This window comes from Pseudomonas boreofloridensis (genome assembly GCF_030580795.1).
GTDB classification, from domain to species: Bacteria; Pseudomonadota; Gammaproteobacteria; order Pseudomonadales; family Pseudomonadaceae; genus Aquipseudomonas; species Aquipseudomonas boreofloridensis.
This window is the reverse complement of the sequence record NZ_JAUQOQ010000030.1, coordinates 13,279-30,533: the sequence shown is the minus strand read 5'-3', so window position 1 is coordinate 30,533 and position 17,255 is coordinate 13,279. Positions and strand designations below refer to the sequence as shown.

At 63.2% G+C, this 17,255-nt stretch carries 17 protein-coding genes and 3 pseudogenes; 4 read left to right on the top strand and 16 right to left on the bottom strand.

What is annotated here, in order from left to right; translation table 11 throughout:
* Positions 1-280: 280 nt before the first annotated feature.
* Both Q6A47_RS22225 and Q6A47_RS22220 read right to left on the bottom strand, forming a co-directional pair.
* Entirely contained in the window at positions 281-1,282 is a 1,002-nt protein-coding gene (locus Q6A47_RS22225; protein ID WP_304485407.1) for a restriction endonuclease, read from the bottom strand.
* 147 nt (positions 1,283-1,429) lie between these two features.
* Positions 1,430-2,059: a hypothetical protein gene (locus Q6A47_RS22220; RefSeq protein ID WP_304485406.1), complete on the bottom strand. Its 630-nt coding sequence runs from the start codon at positions 2,057-2,059 to the stop codon at positions 1,430-1,432.
* 61 nt (positions 2,060-2,120) lie between these two features.
* Between Q6A47_RS22220 and Q6A47_RS22215 the strand changes: the two genes are divergently transcribed.
* On the top strand, positions 2,121-2,420 hold the full coding sequence (locus tag Q6A47_RS22215; RefSeq protein WP_369811590.1) for a transposase: 300 nt from the start codon (positions 2,121-2,123) through the stop codon (positions 2,418-2,420).
* Between the two features lie 65 nt (positions 2,421-2,485).
* On the opposite strand, the gene Q6A47_RS22210 is transcribed toward Q6A47_RS22215, so the two are convergent.
* The 3 genes from Q6A47_RS22210 to Q6A47_RS22200 all read right to left on the bottom strand — a co-directional run bounded on the left by Q6A47_RS22210 (position 2,486) and on the right by Q6A47_RS22200 (position 4,695).
* Positions 2,486-3,250 carry an SDR family NAD(P)-dependent oxidoreductase gene (locus Q6A47_RS22210; RefSeq protein WP_304485405.1) on the bottom strand — a complete coding sequence of 255 codons (765 nt, stop codon included), beginning with the start codon at positions 3,248-3,250 and terminating at the stop codon, positions 2,486-2,488.
* A gap of 43 nt (positions 3,251-3,293) precedes the next feature.
* Positions 3,294-4,019 (bottom strand): SDR family oxidoreductase, encoded by a 726-nt coding sequence (locus Q6A47_RS22205; RefSeq protein ID WP_039580381.1) that lies wholly within the window; start codon positions 4,017-4,019, stop codon positions 3,294-3,296.
* A gap of 187 nt (positions 4,020-4,206) precedes the next feature.
* Positions 4,207-4,695 (bottom strand): hypothetical protein, encoded by a 489-nt coding sequence (locus tag Q6A47_RS22200; RefSeq protein WP_304485404.1) that lies wholly within the window; start codon positions 4,693-4,695, stop codon positions 4,207-4,209.
* 244 nt (positions 4,696-4,939) lie between these two features.
* On the opposite strand from Q6A47_RS22200, the gene Q6A47_RS22195 reads away from it, so the two are divergent.
* Positions 4,940-5,470, top strand: coding sequence for a GAF domain-containing protein (locus Q6A47_RS22195; RefSeq protein ID WP_304485403.1), 531 nt, complete (start codon positions 4,940-4,942; stop codon positions 5,468-5,470).
* Positions 5,471-5,543: 73 nt separating this feature from the next.
* Here the strand turns inward: Q6A47_RS22195 and Q6A47_RS23235 are convergent, their stop codons facing one another.
* Both Q6A47_RS23235 and Q6A47_RS23230 read right to left on the bottom strand, forming a co-directional pair.
* On the bottom strand, positions 5,544-6,407 hold the full coding sequence (locus Q6A47_RS23235; RefSeq protein WP_408082848.1) for a methyl-accepting chemotaxis protein: 864 nt from the start codon (positions 6,405-6,407) through the stop codon (positions 5,544-5,546).
* Positions 6,402-7,184 (bottom strand): annotated as a pseudogene (locus tag Q6A47_RS23230) (MCP four helix bundle domain-containing protein); the annotation flags it as partial. The pseudogene Q6A47_RS23230 and the gene Q6A47_RS23235, both read right to left, overlap by 6 nt.
* Before the next feature lie 346 nt (positions 7,185-7,530).
* Here Q6A47_RS23230 and Q6A47_RS22185 point away from each other — a divergent pair.
* Positions 7,531-7,947, top strand: coding sequence for an Ivy family c-type lysozyme inhibitor (locus Q6A47_RS22185; protein WP_304485401.1), 417 nt, complete (start codon positions 7,531-7,533; stop codon positions 7,945-7,947).
* A 62-nt stretch (positions 7,948-8,009) separates the two neighbouring features.
* On the opposite strand, the pseudogene Q6A47_RS23175 reads toward Q6A47_RS22185, so the two are convergent.
* A pseudogene (locus Q6A47_RS23175) lies at positions 8,010-8,258 on the bottom strand (methyl-accepting chemotaxis protein); the annotation flags it as partial.
* 21 nt (positions 8,259-8,279) lie between these two features.
* A pseudogene (locus tag Q6A47_RS23170) lies at positions 8,280-8,999 on the bottom strand (PAS domain-containing protein); the annotation flags it as partial.
* A gap of 315 nt (positions 9,000-9,314) precedes the next feature.
* Here Q6A47_RS23170 and Q6A47_RS22175 point away from each other — a divergent pair.
* Positions 9,315-9,575 carry a hypothetical protein gene (locus tag Q6A47_RS22175; RefSeq protein WP_304485399.1) on the top strand — a complete coding sequence of 87 codons (261 nt, stop codon included), beginning with the start codon at positions 9,315-9,317 and terminating at the stop codon, positions 9,573-9,575.
* On the opposite strand, the gene dctM is transcribed toward Q6A47_RS22175, so the two are convergent.
* The 7 genes from dctM to Q6A47_RS22140 form a co-directional block, all read right to left on the bottom strand.
* Entirely contained in the window at positions 9,524-10,807 is a 1,284-nt protein-coding gene (gene dctM, locus Q6A47_RS22170) for a C4-dicarboxylate TRAP transporter large permease protein DctM (protein WP_304485398.1), read from the bottom strand. The two genes, Q6A47_RS22175 and dctM, sit on opposite strands and share 52 nt — an antisense overlap.
* Positions 10,807-11,439: a TRAP transporter small permease gene (locus tag Q6A47_RS22165; protein ID WP_029615028.1), complete on the bottom strand. Its 633-nt coding sequence runs from the start codon at positions 11,437-11,439 to the stop codon at positions 10,807-10,809. Before Q6A47_RS22165 ends, dctM begins: the two co-directional genes overlap by 1 nt.
* Positions 11,440-11,506: 67 nt before the next feature.
* Complete coding sequence (locus tag Q6A47_RS22160; protein ID WP_304485397.1) at positions 11,507-12,505, bottom strand: TRAP transporter substrate-binding protein; 999 nt, start codon at positions 12,503-12,505, stop codon at positions 11,507-11,509.
* 167 nt (positions 12,506-12,672) lie between these two features.
* Positions 12,673-13,491 carry an HpcH/HpaI aldolase/citrate lyase family protein gene (locus tag Q6A47_RS22155; RefSeq protein WP_304485396.1) on the bottom strand — a complete coding sequence of 273 codons (819 nt, stop codon included), beginning with the start codon at positions 13,489-13,491 and terminating at the stop codon, positions 12,673-12,675.
* 19 nt (positions 13,492-13,510) lie between these two features.
* On the bottom strand, positions 13,511-14,710 hold the full coding sequence (locus tag Q6A47_RS22150) for a CaiB/BaiF CoA transferase family protein (protein ID WP_304485395.1): 1,200 nt from the start codon (positions 14,708-14,710) through the stop codon (positions 13,511-13,513).
* 20 nt (positions 14,711-14,730) lie between these two features.
* Positions 14,731-16,080: an MmgE/PrpD family protein gene (locus Q6A47_RS22145; protein ID WP_304485394.1), complete on the bottom strand. Its 1,350-nt coding sequence runs from the start codon at positions 16,078-16,080 to the stop codon at positions 14,731-14,733.
* A 10-nt stretch (positions 16,081-16,090) separates the two neighbouring features.
* Positions 16,091-17,254, bottom strand: coding sequence for an acyl-CoA dehydrogenase family protein (locus tag Q6A47_RS22140; protein ID WP_304485393.1), 1,164 nt, complete (start codon positions 17,252-17,254; stop codon positions 16,091-16,093).
* Position 17,255: the final 1 nt, after the last annotated feature.

Here is a 17,255-nt window from a genome sequence, read left to right as displayed (position 1 = left end):
GCCCTCACCGAACTGCTCGAGCAGCTCCTTGGGGATTTTTGGTAGGTCACGCAGGGGTTTCTTCTTGGTTGGCATACATGCACCTCTTGCTCATTTTATGCCCGAACACAAAATTTCTGACATACCCTATTCCGGCCAAAAACAAAAAATAAAATATCTCTATAAATCAGAAAGATGATGAATGAATTCAAATTACCCCGGCCCAAAGGTATGCAAATAACTCAACCACAATCAAGCGATCATGACCGCTCCCTACCCTTGCCACCAGCACCACCCCACTTCAAGCCGGCACATAAAAATAAGTCAAAGGCACCAACCGCTTAGTCTGCGGATCAGTAGCCGGATAATGCGCCATCAGCGTTCGCGCTAGCTCATCCAACGTCCACATAGTCAAATGCACATTCGCTCGCTCTCCCTCATACAGCGCGTCTTTCGTAAACCCGCCCGTGCTCACATACAAACCCCGATCATCCTTGTGGCGTCCACCGAGAAAGCTACGAATCTCATTACTGCCCATCCGAGCTTCACGGTGCTTCACCTCGACCACGATTCGCGGCGGCTCGAAGCCGAACCCATCTGGAGACGCAATGATGTCTTTACCTCGATCAGCGCCCGCAGGCGAGACGAGTGTCTTGTATCCCATCGCTCGCAGAATGCCCGCTACCAACTCCTGCATGTCTGCCCAGTCCAGGCTGTTGATCTGGTCCTTGATCCGCTCGAAGGCAATTTCCTGCACGCCTTTCAATGGGTCTTCCAATACTTCGGTTTCTTCGATGGCATCCTTCACCGAGGCGGACAGTGTCTTGCCACTAGCAAGTGCCAGCAGCTCTTTCTGCGCATCTTCAGCGACATTGAAAACGGTCAATGTAGAACCCAGGCTGTTACGGCTGGCGCTGGTGAGCTTATCGCGGTCGACTTCAAGCGAATACCATTCCACTGGGCGGGCCAGCGCCATGCCCTCATGTGCCAGGTCTTCACGGTACTGACTGGGGCCTGTGAAGGCACCGACCAAATAGGTGCGGTTGGCAGGGGAGTATGTAACGACGGTGTCGCCGATTTTGATCTCGTTAACGAAGCGGAAAACCTGCGAGGCGCCGGAAACGGCAGTGGCGTCTTTGATACCAGGCTGGAGGTCTTTGTAGGCTTGGATAAGGGCTTTGCGAGAAACACCGGGCTTAGCTTCAACGGCAAGTTGAGCCCAGCCGATAGCTGCCAGGCTACGGTCACGAAAATCATCGTAAAGTCGACCGCCGTCACCTCGAATCATCCACATCGCGGGCATGCTGATAGTCTTCCTGTCCATGAGTTGCCGGAGATTTTAGCAGGGTGGGCTAGCACAGGCTCTACCAATAATCGCCCGAGCCCCCTCTGATATAGACAGAGGGCGTAGCGCAAGGAATGGGCGACTGCAAAGCCGCAACTCTCCACATCAGTTTTCTTTACGGGCCAAAAGCCGAGCGAACATTGCAGTCATGAGGTCCTTACTCACCTCACCCAGCTCATATTCAAGAGCTTCAAGCTCCTCCACCGTAAAGCTGGCTGACACTTTGCCTGCGAACTCTTCATCCAAGCGTATGATTTGATCGACCTTTTCACCCTCAGAAAACTTCGACTCTGTTAACTCAAGCATTCTCGTCGTAAATTCAAGGTACTGGTCAGCATGAACTGCATATAGCTTATCTTCAACACCTCCCTTTCTGGCCCAAACATCATGCTGGATACGATTTCGGCGAGGCCGTATCGAGTTCAACCGATCCAAGATGTCATTGACATTTTTCAGCTCTTCACCGGCGAGATAATCAGCTGCGATAGCCCTAGCCCCTTCCGCTGCCTGTGCCGCCGTTTTATATCGTTTCAATCTACACGCGGCATCGTCTGGCGTTACATCTAATAAGACTGCAAAAAGACAGTTCAGGTGTACTTCGGCCTGCGCCCAGCACGCCGCTATTTCGCCTATTTTTTCAGAAAACTGGGGCATCTCCCGAACAACGTGTGGGCCAACCTCCATGAGCAGCGACCCATCACTATTGAAAAACTGCAAACCGTATTTTTCCCGCATGCATACCCTCCTGAGTGAATTAACCAAAAACATCAGACCAGCTAGCACGATAGCTCAATGAATCGCACCTGCTTTCCTAGACTCTCTCGAAGAGCCTAGAGTGACTCCATTCTTTGTCTTCCCGTCGGGCATTCGAAAAGTGATCTATACGACCAACGCGATCGAAAGCATCAACGCCCAGTTACGCAAGATCATTAAAACGCGCGGTCACTTCCCAACGGATGAGGCCGCCACCAAGCTAATCTGGCTGGGGCTGCGGAACATCACGGCAAACTGGGGCTCAGCAGCCCATGATTGGAAAAATGCGATGAATCAATTCGCGATTCTGTACGGAGATCGATTTGTCAGGCCGACCTGGTAAAAGCATGGCCAGCCTGACGGCAGGCCGTTATCGGCCCGCACACAAAAATCTGACCCTCTCTCCCCTCACCTCACCAAATACCCCCCATCCACCACCACAACCTCCCCCGTCACATAACTCGCCGCCCCCGAACACAAAAACACCGCCACCGCCGCCACTTCCTCCGGCTGCCCCACCCTCCCCATCGGCGTCATCTCCATCCACTTACAAAACCACGCCTCATTCTCCATCCCCCCGCGCGACAAATCCGTCTCGATATACCCCGGCGCCACGGCATTCACCCGAATCCCCTGCCCCGCCACTTCACTGGCCAAGCTCTTGGTCAATATATGCACCGCCGCCTTGGACGCGTTGTACGCCACCTGCTGCTGCGGCACGTTCGACACCAACCCCGACATGGACCCGACATTCAACACCGCCCCGCGCCCCTGTTCGCGCATGATCGGCAGCGCGGCGCGGCAGCAGCGGAACACGGCGTCGAGGTTGACCGCCATCACGTCGCGCCAGGCCTGGTCGGGGTACTGCTCGGTGCAGCCGTGGCTGGCGATGCCGGCGTTGTTGACCAGCACATCCAGTCGGCCGTGCCACTGGTGGGCGCGCGCCACCAGGCGGGCGGCGGCGTCGGGTTCGGTGAGTTCGGCTTCGATGAAGCGAAAGGCTACGCCTGCTTCTTCCAACACCGCGGCTGCGGCATCGTTGAAGCGGCGCCCGCTGATGACCACATAGGCCCCCACCTCGCCCAGGGCCTGGGCGATCGCCAGACCAATGCCGCGTGTTCCGCCGGTCACCAGCGCGACCTGGCCGTCGAGCCTGAATTTATCAAGGATCATGTCTACCTCTTCTTATGATTGTGGGTGCATTCGCGAGGACGCTCTACAGATCGACATTGCTCGGCAACACCACCAGATCGCGCACCGTGACGTTGCGCGGGCGGCTGAGCATGAACAGCACCGATTCGGCCACTTCGCGTGGCTCCATCAGCGAGCCGTTGGCCAGGGCTTCGTTGAGCTTGTCCTTGGGCCAGTCCTTGAGCAGTGCGGTGACCACCGGGCCTGGCAGCACCGAGCAGACGCGGATGCCGTGGCGCGCCACCTGGCGGCGCACGGTGTGGGCGAAGGCCTGCACGGCGAACTTGGAGGCGGTGTAGACCGGCTCGCATACCACCGGCACCACGCCGGCCACTGAGCTGGTGATGACGATGTCGCCGGTGCAGCGCTCGACCATGTGTGGCAGCACCGTGCGGATGGCGCGGAAGGTGGCGTTGACGTTGAGGTTGAGCATGCGGTCCCAGGCGTCCGGGTCCGCTTCGAGCACGTCGCCGCCGACATAGGCACCGGCGTTGGCGTGGAAGATGTCCAGGCGGCCGTAGCGCCTGAGGATGGCGGGCAGCAGGCCGTTGACGCTCGCGGGATCGAGCAGGTCGGCGACCCAGGGTGAGGCGTTGCCGCCGAGTTCGTGGCAGGCCTGCTCCAGGGCCTGCTCGGAACGGTCGATCAACATGACCTTGGCGCCTTCGGCGAGCATCGCCCGTGCGCATTCCAGGCCAATACCGGCCGCTGCGCCGGTGATGGCGGCGACTTTTCCAGTGAGGGTGTGCATGGTGTATCCCTTACAGCCAGACGGTTATGGAAAACCAATCCTTGACCCGACCTGTCCGTAGATCGGGCTGCCCGGCCACACGCGCGGTAGGTTGCCGTGACGCGTGCGGCGGGCCCATGCCTGCCTTCGCCCCAAGGGGCGGTCAGGGCAGTGTAGTCGCTGTGGCGGGTTGTGCGAGCGGTTGTGCTCAGCGCACGGGTTTGAGCTTGAGCAGTGCGCCGTCGTACCAGACCAGCGCCACGTCGCCGGCAGCGGTGGTGTAGAAGATCTGGCCGGCGCCTTTGACCGGGCCCCAGGAGCCGGTTTCACAGCGCACGGAATAGGCCGTGGTATCGCTCATGCCCAGCTTGTCGAGCAGGGCCAGCTTGTTGGCGGCGGGGGTACTGGATAGCGCATTGATGCTTGGGTCTTTGCACGCATCGTCCGGCCCGTCCTGGGCATCCCATTTCAGCAGCTCGGGGCTGAAGGTGAGGGTTCTGTTCATCAGGCTTGGGTCGTTATCGACCAGTGCCTGCACGCCATCATCGGACACCGCCACACCGGCGACGCTCCAGTGGCCATCGAAGGAAAAGCCCTGCGCCTCGGTGGCCGAGGGCTTGGCAGTATTGCCCGCATCGCAGGCTGCCAGTGCCAGCAGCCCAACGGTCAAGACAAAGGGTTTGGCCAACGGATACATTCAACTATCTCCCTGAAAAAAATGTCTGAAGTGTTGGGGGCAGGCTGGAAACAACCCGCCTGGATAGTTCAGCACGTAAAGGTCATCTGTTCGAAGCGCTGCCGCGCGAAGGCGCCGTGCTAGCATCCTCACACTTGGATGTGGGGCAATGACTTGGACCAGGATGGGTAGTCGGTCAATACAGGGTCGGCGGTGGGCTCGACGTCATCGTCACGTGCAGCACAACACACATTGAAGAGCGCCCATGCATACCCAGACTCTAGAGCTGTCGCAGTATTTGTCTCAACCCGAGAGAAATGCCATTGCCGAGATCGAAGCCACCACCAGCATCCTCAGGCTAGTGACTCGTATCACCCGCATGAAGTTCGCGGCGATTGCCAAGTTCAACGAAGACGAATGGCTCACCTGCTCGGTGCACGACCCCGACGACATCGGCCCGGACGTCGGCGAAAGCGTGCCGATCGAAACCACCATCTGCGATGAATTCCGCACCCTGCCCAGCGCCTTGCTGATTTCGTCGATCAGCGAGGTGAAGCGCTTCGCGCAAAAGCCGATCGTGCGTCAGTACAAGCTGGAAAGTTATGCCGGCGTGCCGATCTTCCTGCCGGATGGGCGTTTGTACGGCGCGCTGTGTGCGCTGGACATCACGCGCACCGCCCTGGACGATCCTGACCTGGCAGAAACCCTCACGCTGTTCTCGCGGCTGATCGGCTGCATCTTCTACAACAACCTGCAGCAGGACGCCGACGAACCGTCGATGCATTACGCCCGCTGAAACCACTCGCTCGCTAAACGCCTACAGGGCACCACGCTGCTTGCAGCGGGTGCCCTGTTCAGGGTGACGCCGATCAGAGGCGGAAGCGGCCGACCAGGTCGTTGAACGAGATGGCCAGGCGCGACAGCTCCTGGGCCGAGGCGGTGGTCTGGTGGGCACCGGCTGCGGTCTGGGTGGAGAGGTCCTGGATGTTGACCAGATTCTTGTCCACTTCGCGGGCCACGTTGGCCTGCTCTTCGCACGCGGTGGCGATCACCAGGTTGCGGTCGTTGATGCTGGCGATGCCCGAGGCGATGGATTCGAGCGCCTGACCGGTGGCCGTGGCCAATTGTTGGGTGTTGTTGACCAGCGTCTGGCTCTTGGCCATGGCCACCACCGCTTGGTCGGCACGGGCCTGGACGCTGCCGATCATCTGCTCGATCTCAACCGTCGAAGACTGGGTCCGGGCAGCCAGCGCCCGCACTTCGTCGGCGACCACCGCGAACCCACGGCCTTGCTCGCCGGCACGGGCGGCTTCGATGGCGGCGTTCAGTGCCAGCAGGTTGGTCTGCTCGGCAATGCCACGGATCACGTCCAGCACCTTGGCGATGTCTTTCACCTGGCCGGCCAGGTGCTCGACGGTGTCCGAAGAGGCCTGGATTTCCACGGTGGCGTTGTTTACCGCAGCCACCGCCTCACGGGCCTGGCCCACGCCTTGGTCGGCCTGTTCGCGGGCAGCTTTCGAGGCTTCGGAGGTGGACACGGCATTGCGCGCCACTTCGTCCACCGACGAGGTCATCTCGTTGACGGCGGTGGCCGCCTGCTGGATTTCGTCGTTCTGCTTGAGCAGGCCACGGCTGCCGTCTTCGGTCACCGAGTTGAGCTCTTCGGCGGCCGAGGCCAGTTGGTTGGCGGCGTCGGAGATCTGGTGCAGGGTCGACTTGAGGCTGTTCTGCATGTCGCCGATGGCGTTGATCAGGTCGCCGGTTTCGTCGCGGCTGGTGCTGGAGACTTTCTGGGTCAGATCGCCTTGGGCGACGCGCTGGGCAGCCGTCACGGCTTCGACGATGGGTCGGCTTATCAGGCGGCTGATGAACAGACCCAGGGCAAAGGCGATGATGAAGGCGATGACGATACCGGCGTACAACACCGTGGTCACTTGGTTTTCCAACTCATCGGCAGCCTGAGATCCTTCACCGATCTGACGGTTGTTGGATTCGACCATGATGGTCAACTCGGACAGGATCTTGTCGTACGACTGTGCCAACTCACCCGACAGTACCGCACGGGCACCTTTCAAATCACCCGCCTGCGCCAGGTTGACCACCTGCTGCAATTGCGCCTGATACACCGGCCACAACTTTTCCATGCGATCGCCCGCCGCCCGCTCGTCATCTTCCAGCGGCGTCGCGCGATAAATGGCGAAGGCTTTTTCGCTGGCGGCACGGTCGGCCGCCATATACCGCAGGATTTGATCTTTGGTCGCTTGATCGGCGTTTTCGGCAGTGGCGGTAATCAACGAATAAAGGTTGCGCTGCTGGGAAATGGCCATGGCCTTGGCCTCCCCGGTTTTGGCCACCGACACCAGGTTGTTGGAGAACACCAGGCCGAGGCTCTGCGCCATCTGGCTGACACCGCGCCCGCCCAGCAGACCGATGGCTAAGGTGATGAGCGCGCAGACACCGAAGGCCGTCATAAGTTTGGTCGATAATCGTGCGTTTCTTATGAAATTCATTTTAATCTCGAATGTAATTGGACATACCAAACATATCGACCCTACAGCGGCTTTATTGAATGTTTATTTTAGGATCCAATATATAGAGTTCTTCCATTGAGGCGTCCGTAATGAAAGTAATTCTTAATAAATAAGCGTGATGAATACCTACACCGATGCGCGCATATGTCGCACTTCGACAGATTGGATTTAATAGGCAGCGGCGCACTAGGCAGGCACATGAATGCCTTTCTGATGGATTCGTCTACAACCGTACGTAAATCCCAACTACGCTGAACAGCAGCGGCGCATCGCTCGGCCTGGGTCGGATGGTCAGCGCCAGGCACAGTCATCACAGGAGTCGTCGATGAAGCTCACCCCCTCTCTGCTGCTGGGAACCCTGCTCACCTGCTGCGCCCTTCAGGCCACTGCCGCCGATCAATACTTGCCGGATCTGGTGCAAAAAGCGCCCTACAAGGCGGCCTACGCCAAGATGCTGGTGCTGCCGGAGTGGATCAGCCAGGCCAAAGGCACCGCCACGCCGCTGCGCAAGGTCAAGCTGGGCGACGACACGGTGCTGGTGGGTAACGTGTGCAAGCCCCACGACTGCAAGGACAACCAACTGGTGGTGGTCTTCAACGCCAAGGGCACGCAATCGTGGGGCTTGCTGGCCACGCGCGAGGACAGCGACGGCGCATTCGAGAAGCACTACCTCGGCTCGCCGAGCGAGGCCGTGAGAGCGCTGTTGGAAACCACCTTCGAGCGCGACAATCCCGACGACTGAACACCACGGCCGGGGCTGCACGGCAGCCCCGCCGCGCCTCAACCGCGCATCATGTCCGCAGCCTGCTCGGTGGCTTCGGTGGTGCGCGTCGCCAGCTTCCTCACCTCATCGGCCACCACGGCGAAGCCCCTGCCCGCCTCGCCGGCACGGGCCGCTTCGATGGCCGCATTGAGTGCCAGCAGGTTGGTCTGGCTGGCGATGCTCTGGATGGTGCCGACGATCTGCGTCAGCTTGGTGATGTTCGATTCCAGGGTGCGCTGGTGCGCCGCCTCGGTCTCGCGCATGGCGTTCTGCTGGTGCTGCAGGTCCACGTCCACCAAGGCCCCCACCACCCGCAGCGGCGCGCCGCTGGCATCGCGCTTGGTCTGGCCACGGGCACGGAACCAGCGGTACTCGCCGCTCTTCATCTTCAGCCGGTACTCGACATCGAAGGGAGTCTTGCCGCTGCGGTCGTTCAGGTGCGCCTGGAAGGCGTCCAGACTGTAGCCCTTGTCGTCCGGGTGCAGGCGCGAGGCCCAACTGTCGAGCACATCGGGGAATTCCTCGACAGTCTCGAAACCGAGCAGACGGCGGAACTGCGGCGACCACCAGAAGGGGTTCTTCGGGTTCACCGGGTCCCCGGCGATCACTTCCATGTCCCACAAGCCATCGGAGAGCATTTCGCGGGCCAGCTCGAAGCGGGTGATGATCACCTCGTGCTCGGCCGCGCGCTCGAGCTCATCGTGAATGTCACGCAGGGCACCGGCCACGCGCAGCGGCGTGCCACGGCCGTCGCGCAGGGTTTCGCCCTGGGCGAAGAACCAGCGGTAGCTGCCGTCCTTCATGGCCAGGCGATTCTTGACCCGATAGGGCGTCATGCCGGACTTGTCGTTCAGGTGGCGGGCGAAGGCATCCAGCGTGGCCGCGCGATCGTCCGGGTGGAGCCGGTCGGCCCAGCTGGCCAACACGTTGGGAAAGTCCTGCTCGTTGCGAAAGCCGAGCATTTCGCGGAACTGCTGCGACCACCAGAAGCGGTTGCGCGGGTTGACCGGGTCGCCCGCGACCACCTCCATGTCCCACAGGCCCTCGCTGGAGGCGCGGTTGACCAGGTCGAAGCGGGTTTCCGAAGCGCGCGCCGTGGCGTCGGCCTCGGCCAGCAACTGACGCGCCGACTCCAGCTCGCGCTCGAGTTCGGCGATGCGCGCCTGGTCCTGCGCGGCCTGCGATTCACGGGAGGTCCAGGCCTGTTGCACGGCCATCCAGTTGGCCGGGCCTTGGCCTGAAAGGGACAAAGATTGGGTCAGCTGTTTGAGCGCCTGAAGCTCGCCGGACCGGCGGAAGAGATGCAGCATGATTGGGGTACTCGAAGGAAGACGGGGCGCCTTTCCATGGCTGACAAGGAATATCTGCAAGGCACGCCGGTGCGGGCTGCGCAAGCCCGGCACGGGCAACGCAAGCCCGGCACGGGCAACGCAACCTTCGACCCGGGCGGCACTCGAAAGGTTGCGTTGCATTACTGGCGATATGATATCCAAGCCCTGGGAGTTGCGCTGCGTCCTTATCGCACCACCGGTCGCCCGCCGCCTTCGCGCACCGGCTACGGCATGCCCAACCAGGCCGGCAAGGCCAGCGAGATGAACGGCACGTAGGTCACCAGCACCAGGAACAGCAGCAGGATCGACAACCACGGCAGCGCCGCGCGAATGGTCTGGCCCAGGGTCAGGCCGGTCACCGCACTGGTGACGAACAGGTTCAGCCCCACCGGCGGGTGCACCAGGCCGATCTCCATGTTCACCACCATGACGATGCCCAGGTGAATCGGGTCGATACCCAGCTTCATGGCGATGGGGAAGAAGATCGGCGCCAGGATCAGGATGATCGCCGACGGCTCCATGAAGCTGCCGGCCACCAGCAGCACCACGTTGACCATGATCAGGAAGCCCAGCGGCGTCAGGCCTTCGGACAGCACCCATTGGGTGATCTGCTGAGGAATCTGCTCGGTGGTCAGCACATGGGCGAAGAGCATGGCGTTGGCGATGATGAACAGCAGCATGATGGTCAACCGGCCGGACTCGAGCAGCACCTTGGGGCACTCGCGCCAGCTCATGTCGCGGTACACGAACAGGGCGATGAACGCCGAGTACACCGCCGCCACCGCCGCCGCTTCGGTGGGGGTGAACATGCCGCTGTAGATGCCGCCGAGGATGATCACCAGCAGCAACAGCCCCCAGAACGCCCGGCGCGCGGTGCGCAGCCATTCGGCGAAGCTGACCCGTGGCTGCGCGGGCAGCTTCTTGATGCGTGCCACGATGTAGATGGTCACCATCAGGAACAGGCCCAGCAGAATGCCCGGCACCACACCGGCCATGAACAGCTTGCCCACAGAGGTTTCGGTGGCGGCCGAGTACACCACCATGACGATCGACGGCGGAATCAGGATGCCCAGGGTACCGGCGTTGCAGATGATCCCGGCGCCGAATTCCTTGGGATAGCCCGAGCGCACCATGCCGGCCACGGCAATCGAGCCCACCGCCGCAACGGTGGCGGGCGATGAACCGGACAACGCGGCGAACAGCATGCACGCCAGCACCGCCGCAATCGCCAGGCCGCCGCGAATGTGGCCGACGCAGGCGTTGGCGAAATCGATCAGGCGCTGGGCCACGCCACCGGTGGTCATGAACGCGCCCGACAGCAGGAAGAACGGGATGGCCAGGAAGGTGTAGCTGTCGGACGTCTCGAACAGCTTGATCGCCAGCGAGCTGAGCGAGTCCTGGCTGAACAGCAGGATCGACACCGCGCCGGACAGCCCCAGGGAAATGGCGATCGGCACGCCCAGGAACATGAACACGAACAGCAGCAGGAACAGGCAGATGACGGTCATCAGTGTGACTCCTCGCCCGGGTTGGCCAGTTTGCTCGCCTCGGCGGCTTCGTCTGCCAGGCCCAGTCCGGTCTGGCGGTGGGTGACGATGCGGTAGAGGATTTCCAGGTAACGCACGATGATCAGGGCGAAGCCGAACGGCACGATCAAGGCGATGTGGCCGATCTGGATGCCGTAGCGGTCCAGGTCCTCGGCACCGATGCCGGCGGCGAGCACGGCGCTCACCCACTTCAGGCTGGCGATCAGGAACAACCCGGCGTAGGCCAGGCAGCAGGCGCAGGCGATCATCGCCAACACGCGCTGCACGGGTTTGCGCGCACGTCGTACCAGTACGTCGACGCCCAGGTGGCCGGCGGTGCGCACGCCATAGGCGATGCCGAAGAAGATCAGCCAGCCGAACAGCGCCTTGGTCAGGGCGATGCTCCAGGTCATTTCCTGGGCGTACCCCATCAGGTGATCGCCAATGTCGAGCAGCGGCTCGCTGGCGAAGCTGAAGCGGTCGCTGAGGCTGTAGAACAGCGTGTAGAGGTTGTTCAGGGCCACGTAGATGAAGGTGATCAAAGTCATGGCCGCCAGGAGAAAGGCGATCATGCCTTCCTCGAAATGCTCCCAGACGTATCTGATCCGTTGCATGGGCAATCTCCGGACAGGAAGGGGCCGGGCCGCCTGGCGAACAGGCGGCCGTAGGCGGTGACGTCGATCAGGACGGGGTGTTGGCGGCGTCGGCGGCCTTGATCAGGTCGGCGCCGATCTGCTCGGAGAATTTGTCCCACACCGGACGCATGGCCTCGCGCCACTGTGCACGCTGCTCGGGGGTGAGCGCGTCGATCTCGCTGGTCTTGGCGTCGATGATTTTCTGCCGCGAGGCCAGGTTCAGTTCCTCGGCCTGCTTGTTCACCTCGACCGTGACCTTGTCCATGATCGCCTGGAGTTCGCCGCGCACGTCTTCGGGCAGGCTGTTCCAGAACTTGGCGTTGGTGATCACCATGTAGTCGATCAGGCCGTGGTTGGTCTCGGTGAAGAACGGCTGCACTTCGTTGACCTTCTGGCTCTCGTAGTTCGACCAGGTGTTCTCGGTGCCGTTGACGGTACCGGTCTGCAGGCCCTGGTAGACCTCGGCGAAGCTCATCTTGCGCGGGTTGGCGCGGATGGCCTTGAACTGCTCCTCAAGCACGCTGGAAGCCTGCACGCGGAACTTCAGGCCACGGGCGTCCTTGGGCAGGATCACCTTCTTGTTCGCCGACAGTTGCTTGAGGCCGTTGTGCCAATAGGCCAGGCCATGAATGCCATTGTCTTCCATGGAGGTGAGCAAGGCCTTGCCCTGCGGGCCATGCTGGAAGCGGTCGACGGCGGCCAGGTCGTTGAACAGGAACGGCAGGTCGAACAGTTGCACCTGCTTGTTGTAGTGCTCGAACTTGGCCAGCGACGGCGCCAGCATCTGCACGTCACCCAGCAGCAGGGCTTCCATTTCCTTGCCGTCGCCGAACAGCGAAGAGTTGGGGTAGACCTCGACCTTGACCTTGCCCTTGAGCTGCGGGTCGGCCTCCACCAGTTTCTGGAACATCAGCGCGCCCTGGCCTTTGGGCGTGCTGTCGGCCACCACGTGGGCGAACTTGATGATCACAGGGTCGGCGGCGTGGGCGAGCCCGGCCATGGAGACGGCGGCGGCGCACAACAGCGCCTGGGTCAGCTTCAACATCGATGTCACCTTTTATTGTTGTTGGATGGATCAGCAGGGAAGCATGCCAAGGGTACGATGGCCCATGTGGGCGTGTGTGCAGAATCTGCTTTTGTGTAAGCCTGCGTTTGGCTGGGGTGAACGCCCGCCTCGCGCTGGCGTGTTGGCCGAGGGTCAACCGCTCGCGATCAGCCCAATGCCAACAGCCGCTGCGCGCGCAACAGCACCGGCGCATCGACCATCTGCCCGTCGAGCTGGAACGCTCCGGCGCCCTTGGCCGCAACACTGGCCTCGACCACCCGCCGCGCCCAGGCCAGCTCGTCGCTGCTCGGCGCCAGCACACCATGAATCAACGGCACCTGGCTGGGATGAATGCACAGCGCCCCGCCATAACCCATGTCGTAGGCATGGCGCATGGCCCGTTGCTGGCCCTCGGGATCGCCGATGGCCGGGAACACGCCGTCCAGCGGCGGCGCCAGATCGGCCCCTCGCGAATGCAACTGCACGGCCATGCGCGCCTGGTCGAGAAAACGCTGCGCGGCAGCGCTTTCGCTGTTGAGGTTCAGGTCCAGCGCCAGGTCGAGGCTGCCGAACGACAGGCGCTCGACGCCCTCGGCCCCGGCGATGCGTTCCAGCGCCAGCAAGCCCCTGGCCGTCTCGATGATCGGCAGCACCGGCTTGCCGGTGCGCCAGGCCAGCGCCACCTGCGCGGCGCTCTCCACCTTCGGCAGCAGCACCGCGACCACCCCCGCGTGCAGGGCGCAGAACGCCAGATCGTCGGCATGGCCGGGGTGCTGCGGGGCATTGACCCGCACCCACACCCGCGCCTGCGGCTGGGCGCCGAGGAAGGCGGCGAGGTTGTCGCGGGCCTGGGCCTTGAGCGCTTCCTCCACCGCGTCTTCGAAATCGACGATCACGGCATCGGCCCCGGCTGCCAGGGCCTTGGCGAAACGCTCGGGACGACTGCCCGGCACGAACAGCGCGGAACGCACGATGGATCGTTGCATCGGTATCGGCTCCATGTCCTTACACCACACCGGCGGCAGCGAGCCGGGCCTGGTCATCGCGGGAGAACCCCAGCTCTTCGAGAATCACCGCACTGTGCTCGCCCAGGCCCGGCACCGGGTCCATGCGCGGCGTGAAGGCGCTGTTGCGCCCTGGCGGCAGCAGCGACGGCAGCGCACCGGACGGACTGTCTACCTGGCGCCAGCGGTCGCGGGCCGCCAACTGCGGGTGCTGCCACACGCCGTGCATGTCGTTGACCCGGGCATTGGCGATCTGCGCCGCCTCCAGGCGCGCCACCACCTCGTCCAGCGACAGCGTGGCGAAGCCATCGACAATGATCTGGCGCAACACCTCACGATGCTCGGAACGGCGGAAGTTGGCCGAGAAGCGCGGGTCGCTGGCCAGCGCCGGGTCGAGCAGCACCTGCTCGCAGAACACCTGCCATTCGCGCTCGTTCTGCAGGCCGAGCATGATCGTGCCGCCGCCACCGGTGGGAAACGGTCCGTAGGGGTAGATGGTCGAGTGCGAGGCCCCCGCGCGCGGCGGCGGCGGCGCGCCGTCGTAGGCGTAGTACATCGGGTAGCCCATCCACTCCACCAGGCTTTCCAGCATCGACACATCGATACGGCTGCCCACGCCGGTCCTGTCGCGCAGCAGCAGCGCCGAGAGCACGCCGGTGTAGGCGTACATGCCGGCGGCAATGTCGGCCACCGAGCAACCGGCCTTGGCCATCTGCTCCTCGCCCGGCCCACCGGTCACCGAGAGGAAGCCGCCTTCGCTCTGGATCAGCAGGTCGTAGGCTTTCTTCTTCTCGTAAGGCCCGCCCTCGCCGTAGCCGGAGATATCGCACACGATCAGCCGTGGATAGCGCGCGTGCAGGGCTTCGAACGACAAGCCCATGCGCGCCGCCGCGCCCGGCGCCAAGTTCTGCACCAGCACGTCGGCCTTGGCCAACAGCCCGTGGAGAATGCCGTCGGCCTCGGCCTGCTTGAGGTCCAGGGTGAGGCTCTGCTTGGAGCGGTTGGTCCACACGAAGTGCGAGGCGAGACCTGAAACGCGCTGGTCGTAGCCACGGGCGAAGTCGCCGCTGCCGGGGCGTTCGATCTTGATCACGCGCGCGCCCAGGTCCGCCAGTTGGCGGGTGCAGAACGGCGCGGCGATGGCATGTTCCAGGCTGACGACGGTGATGCCGTCCAGCGGGCGGGGAGCCGATTGAGTCATGGCGAATTCCTGTTCGGTAGTCAGTGCAGATCGGCCAGCGACTGCGCATCGCGCAGTTGCCAGACACGCTCGATCAATACCCGGCCCTCGTCCGCGCTGCGCTGCCCGGCATAGGCCAGCAGGCGCTGGAACTTGGCCTCCAGTTCGGCACGGCTGAGGGTATTGCCCGGATCGCCCTTGGGTTGGTCGATGGCCGCGCTGAAGGTGCGGCCATCGACACCGCGCACCTCGACCCGGCCCAGCCAGCGCGCCGGGTAGGCGGCGTCCACTTCAGGGTCCAGTTGCATGCGCACCTTGTCGCGAAACGCCTCCACCTGCGGGTCGCTCAGGGCCAGGTCGCGAAACTCCAGCAACTGCGCACGACCGTGCACGGCGATCAGGCCCAGCACGGTGCCCATGGAAAACTTGGCCTGGTGCACCGTGGTCGGCGTGCTCACCCGCCCCAGCACATCGAGGGCGCCTTGATGCACGCGAGTGACCACCTCGGCGATGTCCCCGTGCGCCAGCCCTTCGCGCTGCATCAGCTGCAACAGGGCGTCGGCGGCGGGATGGGTGTGGCGGCACGAGGCGTGGAACTTGAACGAGGTTTCCGCCAACGCCCAGCGGGTGCCAAGACGGTCGGACAAGCGCGACGGATCGGCATCGCGGGACATGCCCGCCGCCAATCCCTGCTCGCCTTCGAGCACATTGCGCGCCCCGGTCAGGCCATCGGCGGTGAGGTAGGCGGCCAGCAGGCCGTCGGCGGCGGCCTTGGCGGTGTGCAACTGCTTGGAGTCGGCCGCATCGCGCAGGAACTCCCACAGCCCGGCGGCCTGGGTGCCGGCGCTGCCCAGCAGGTTGACGAACTGCTCGCGGTCGAAGGCCATGAGCTTGCCCACGCCCACCGCAGCGGCCAGGGTGCCGACCGTCGCGGTGGTGTGGAAGATGCGGTAGTGCGAGCGGCCAAGGAACTCGCCGATGCGAATGCCCGCCTCGTAGCCGGCCACGGCAGCCAGCAGCAGCTCCTGGCCGGACTTGCCCAGGTCCTGGGCCGCCGCCAGCACGGCGGAGAACACCACGGTGGCCGGGTGCAGCACCGAGCTGTTGTGCAGGTCGTCCTGCTCCACCAGGTGCGAGGCGGCGCCGTTGACCAGCGCGGCGAAGTACGGCGAGGTGCGTCGCCCGCTGGTCAGCACCCGCGCCCGGCCCGAAGACGGGCCCATGCGCTCGGCATAGCGCTCGAACAGCGGGATCGGGTGCGAGCCCTGGCTGGCCAGGGCCGAGCCGAGCCAGTCGAGGAACAGGTCTTCGGAACGGTCCAGCACGGTCGTGGGAATGTCGCTGTAGCGAAGTTCGGCGAGGAAGCCGGCCAGGGCCTGGGTATCGCGCATGGTCAGGCCCTCAGAAGCTGCGCGGCAGCTCGAGCAGGTGCTCGGCCACGTACGACAGGATCAGGTTGGTGGAGATCGGCGCCACCTGGTACAGGCGGGTTTCACGGAACTTGCGCTCGACGTCGTATTCGTTGGCGAAGCCGAAGCCGCCGTGGGTCTGCAGGCAGGCGTTGGCCGCCTCCCACGAGGCCTTGGCCGCCAAGTACTTGGCCATGTTCGCCGCGGCCCCGGCATTGGCGCCACGGTCGTACTCGGCGCAGGCGCGCCAGCGCATCAGGTCGGCGGCCTCCAGTTCGATATGGGCTTCGGCGATGGGGAATTGCACGCCCTGGTTCTGGCCAATCGGACGGCCGAACACCACGCGGTCGCGGGCGTACTGGCTGGCCTTCTCGACGAACCAGCGACCGTCGCCGATGCACTCGGCGGCGATCAGCGTGCGCTCGGCGTTGAGGCCGTCGAGGATGTAGCGAAACCCCTTGCCCTCCTCGCCGATCAGGCTGCTGGCGGGAATCTCCAGGTTGTCGAAGAACAGCTCGTTGGTCTCGTGGTTGACCATGTTGGCGATCGGCTGCACGGTCAGGCCCTGGCCGATGGCCTCGCGCAGGTCGACCAGGAAGATCGACATGCCTTCGGACTTCTTCTTCACCTCGGCCAGCGGCGTGGTGCGCGCCAGCAGGATCATAAGGTCCGAGTGCTGCACACGCGAGATCCACACTTTCTGGCCGTTGATCCGGTAGTGGTCGCCCTGGCGCACGGCGGTGGTCTTGAGCTGGGTGGTGTCGGTGCCGGTGGTCGGTTCGGTGACGCCCATCGATTGCAGGCGCAGTTCGCCGCTGGCGAGCTTGGGCAGATAGAAACGTTTCTGTGCCTCGCTGCCGTGTCGCAGCAAGGTGAACATGTTGTACATCTGCCCGTGGATGGTCCCGGAGTTGCCGCCGCAGCGGTTGACCTCCTCCAGGATCACCGAGGCCTCGGCCAGGCCCAGGCCCGAGCCGCCGTACTGTTCCGGGATCATCGCCGACAGCCAGCCGGCGTCGGTCATGGCCTTGACGAAGGCTTCCGGAAAGCCTTTGCGCTCGTCGAGCTGGCGCCAGTACTCGGCGGGGAATTCGGCGCACAAGGCGCGCACGCCTTCGCGGATGGCAGTGAGGTCATCGCTGTCGTAGCTGTGCATG

Coding starts and splice junctions, on each gene's coding strand:
- Q6A47_RS22205 (WP_039580381.1), bottom strand. CDS start 4,019: ATGCACACCCTCACTGGAAAAGTCGCCGCCATCACCGGCGCAGCGGCC.
- Q6A47_RS22185 (WP_304485401.1), top strand. CDS start 7,531: ATGAAGCTCACCCCCTCTCTGCTGCTGGGAACCCTGCTCACCTGCTGC.
- Q6A47_RS22140 (WP_304485393.1), bottom strand. CDS start 17,254: ATGCACAGCTACGACAGCGATGACCTCACTGCCATCCGCGAAGGCGTG.
- Q6A47_RS22165 (WP_029615028.1), bottom strand. CDS start 11,439: ATGCAACGGATCAGATACGTCTGGGAGCATTTCGAGGAAGGCATGATC.
- Q6A47_RS22150 (WP_304485395.1), bottom strand. CDS start 14,710: ATGACTCAATCGGCTCCCCGCCCGCTGGACGGCATCACCGTCGTCAGC.
- Q6A47_RS22175 (WP_304485399.1), top strand. CDS start 9,315: ATGGCTGACAAGGAATATCTGCAAGGCACGCCGGTGCGGGCTGCGCAA.
- Q6A47_RS22220 (WP_304485406.1), bottom strand. CDS start 2,059: ATGCGGGAAAAATACGGTTTGCAGTTTTTCAATAGTGATGGGTCGCTG.
- Q6A47_RS22225 (WP_304485407.1), bottom strand. CDS start 1,282: ATGCCCGCGATGTGGATGATTCGAGGTGACGGCGGTCGACTTTACGAT.
- Q6A47_RS22195 (WP_304485403.1), top strand. CDS start 4,940: ATGCATACCCAGACTCTAGAGCTGTCGCAGTATTTGTCTCAACCCGAG.
- Q6A47_RS22155 (WP_304485396.1), bottom strand. CDS start 13,491: ATGCAACGATCCATCGTGCGTTCCGCGCTGTTCGTGCCGGGCAGTCGT.
- Q6A47_RS22145 (WP_304485394.1), bottom strand. CDS start 16,080: ATGCGCGATACCCAGGCCCTGGCCGGCTTCCTCGCCGAACTTCGCTAC.
- Q6A47_RS22210 (WP_304485405.1), bottom strand. CDS start 3,250: ATGATCCTTGATAAATTCAGGCTCGACGGCCAGGTCGCGCTGGTGACC.
- Q6A47_RS22160 (WP_304485397.1), bottom strand. CDS start 12,505: ATGTTGAAGCTGACCCAGGCGCTGTTGTGCGCCGCCGCCGTCTCCATG.
- dctM (WP_304485398.1), bottom strand. CDS start 10,807: ATGACCGTCATCTGCCTGTTCCTGCTGCTGTTCGTGTTCATGTTCCTG.
- Q6A47_RS22200 (WP_304485404.1), bottom strand. CDS start 4,695: ATGTATCCGTTGGCCAAACCCTTTGTCTTGACCGTTGGGCTGCTGGCA.
- Q6A47_RS23235 (WP_408082848.1), bottom strand. CDS start 6,407: ATGCAGAACAGCCTCAAGTCGACCCTGCACCAGATCTCCGACGCCGCC.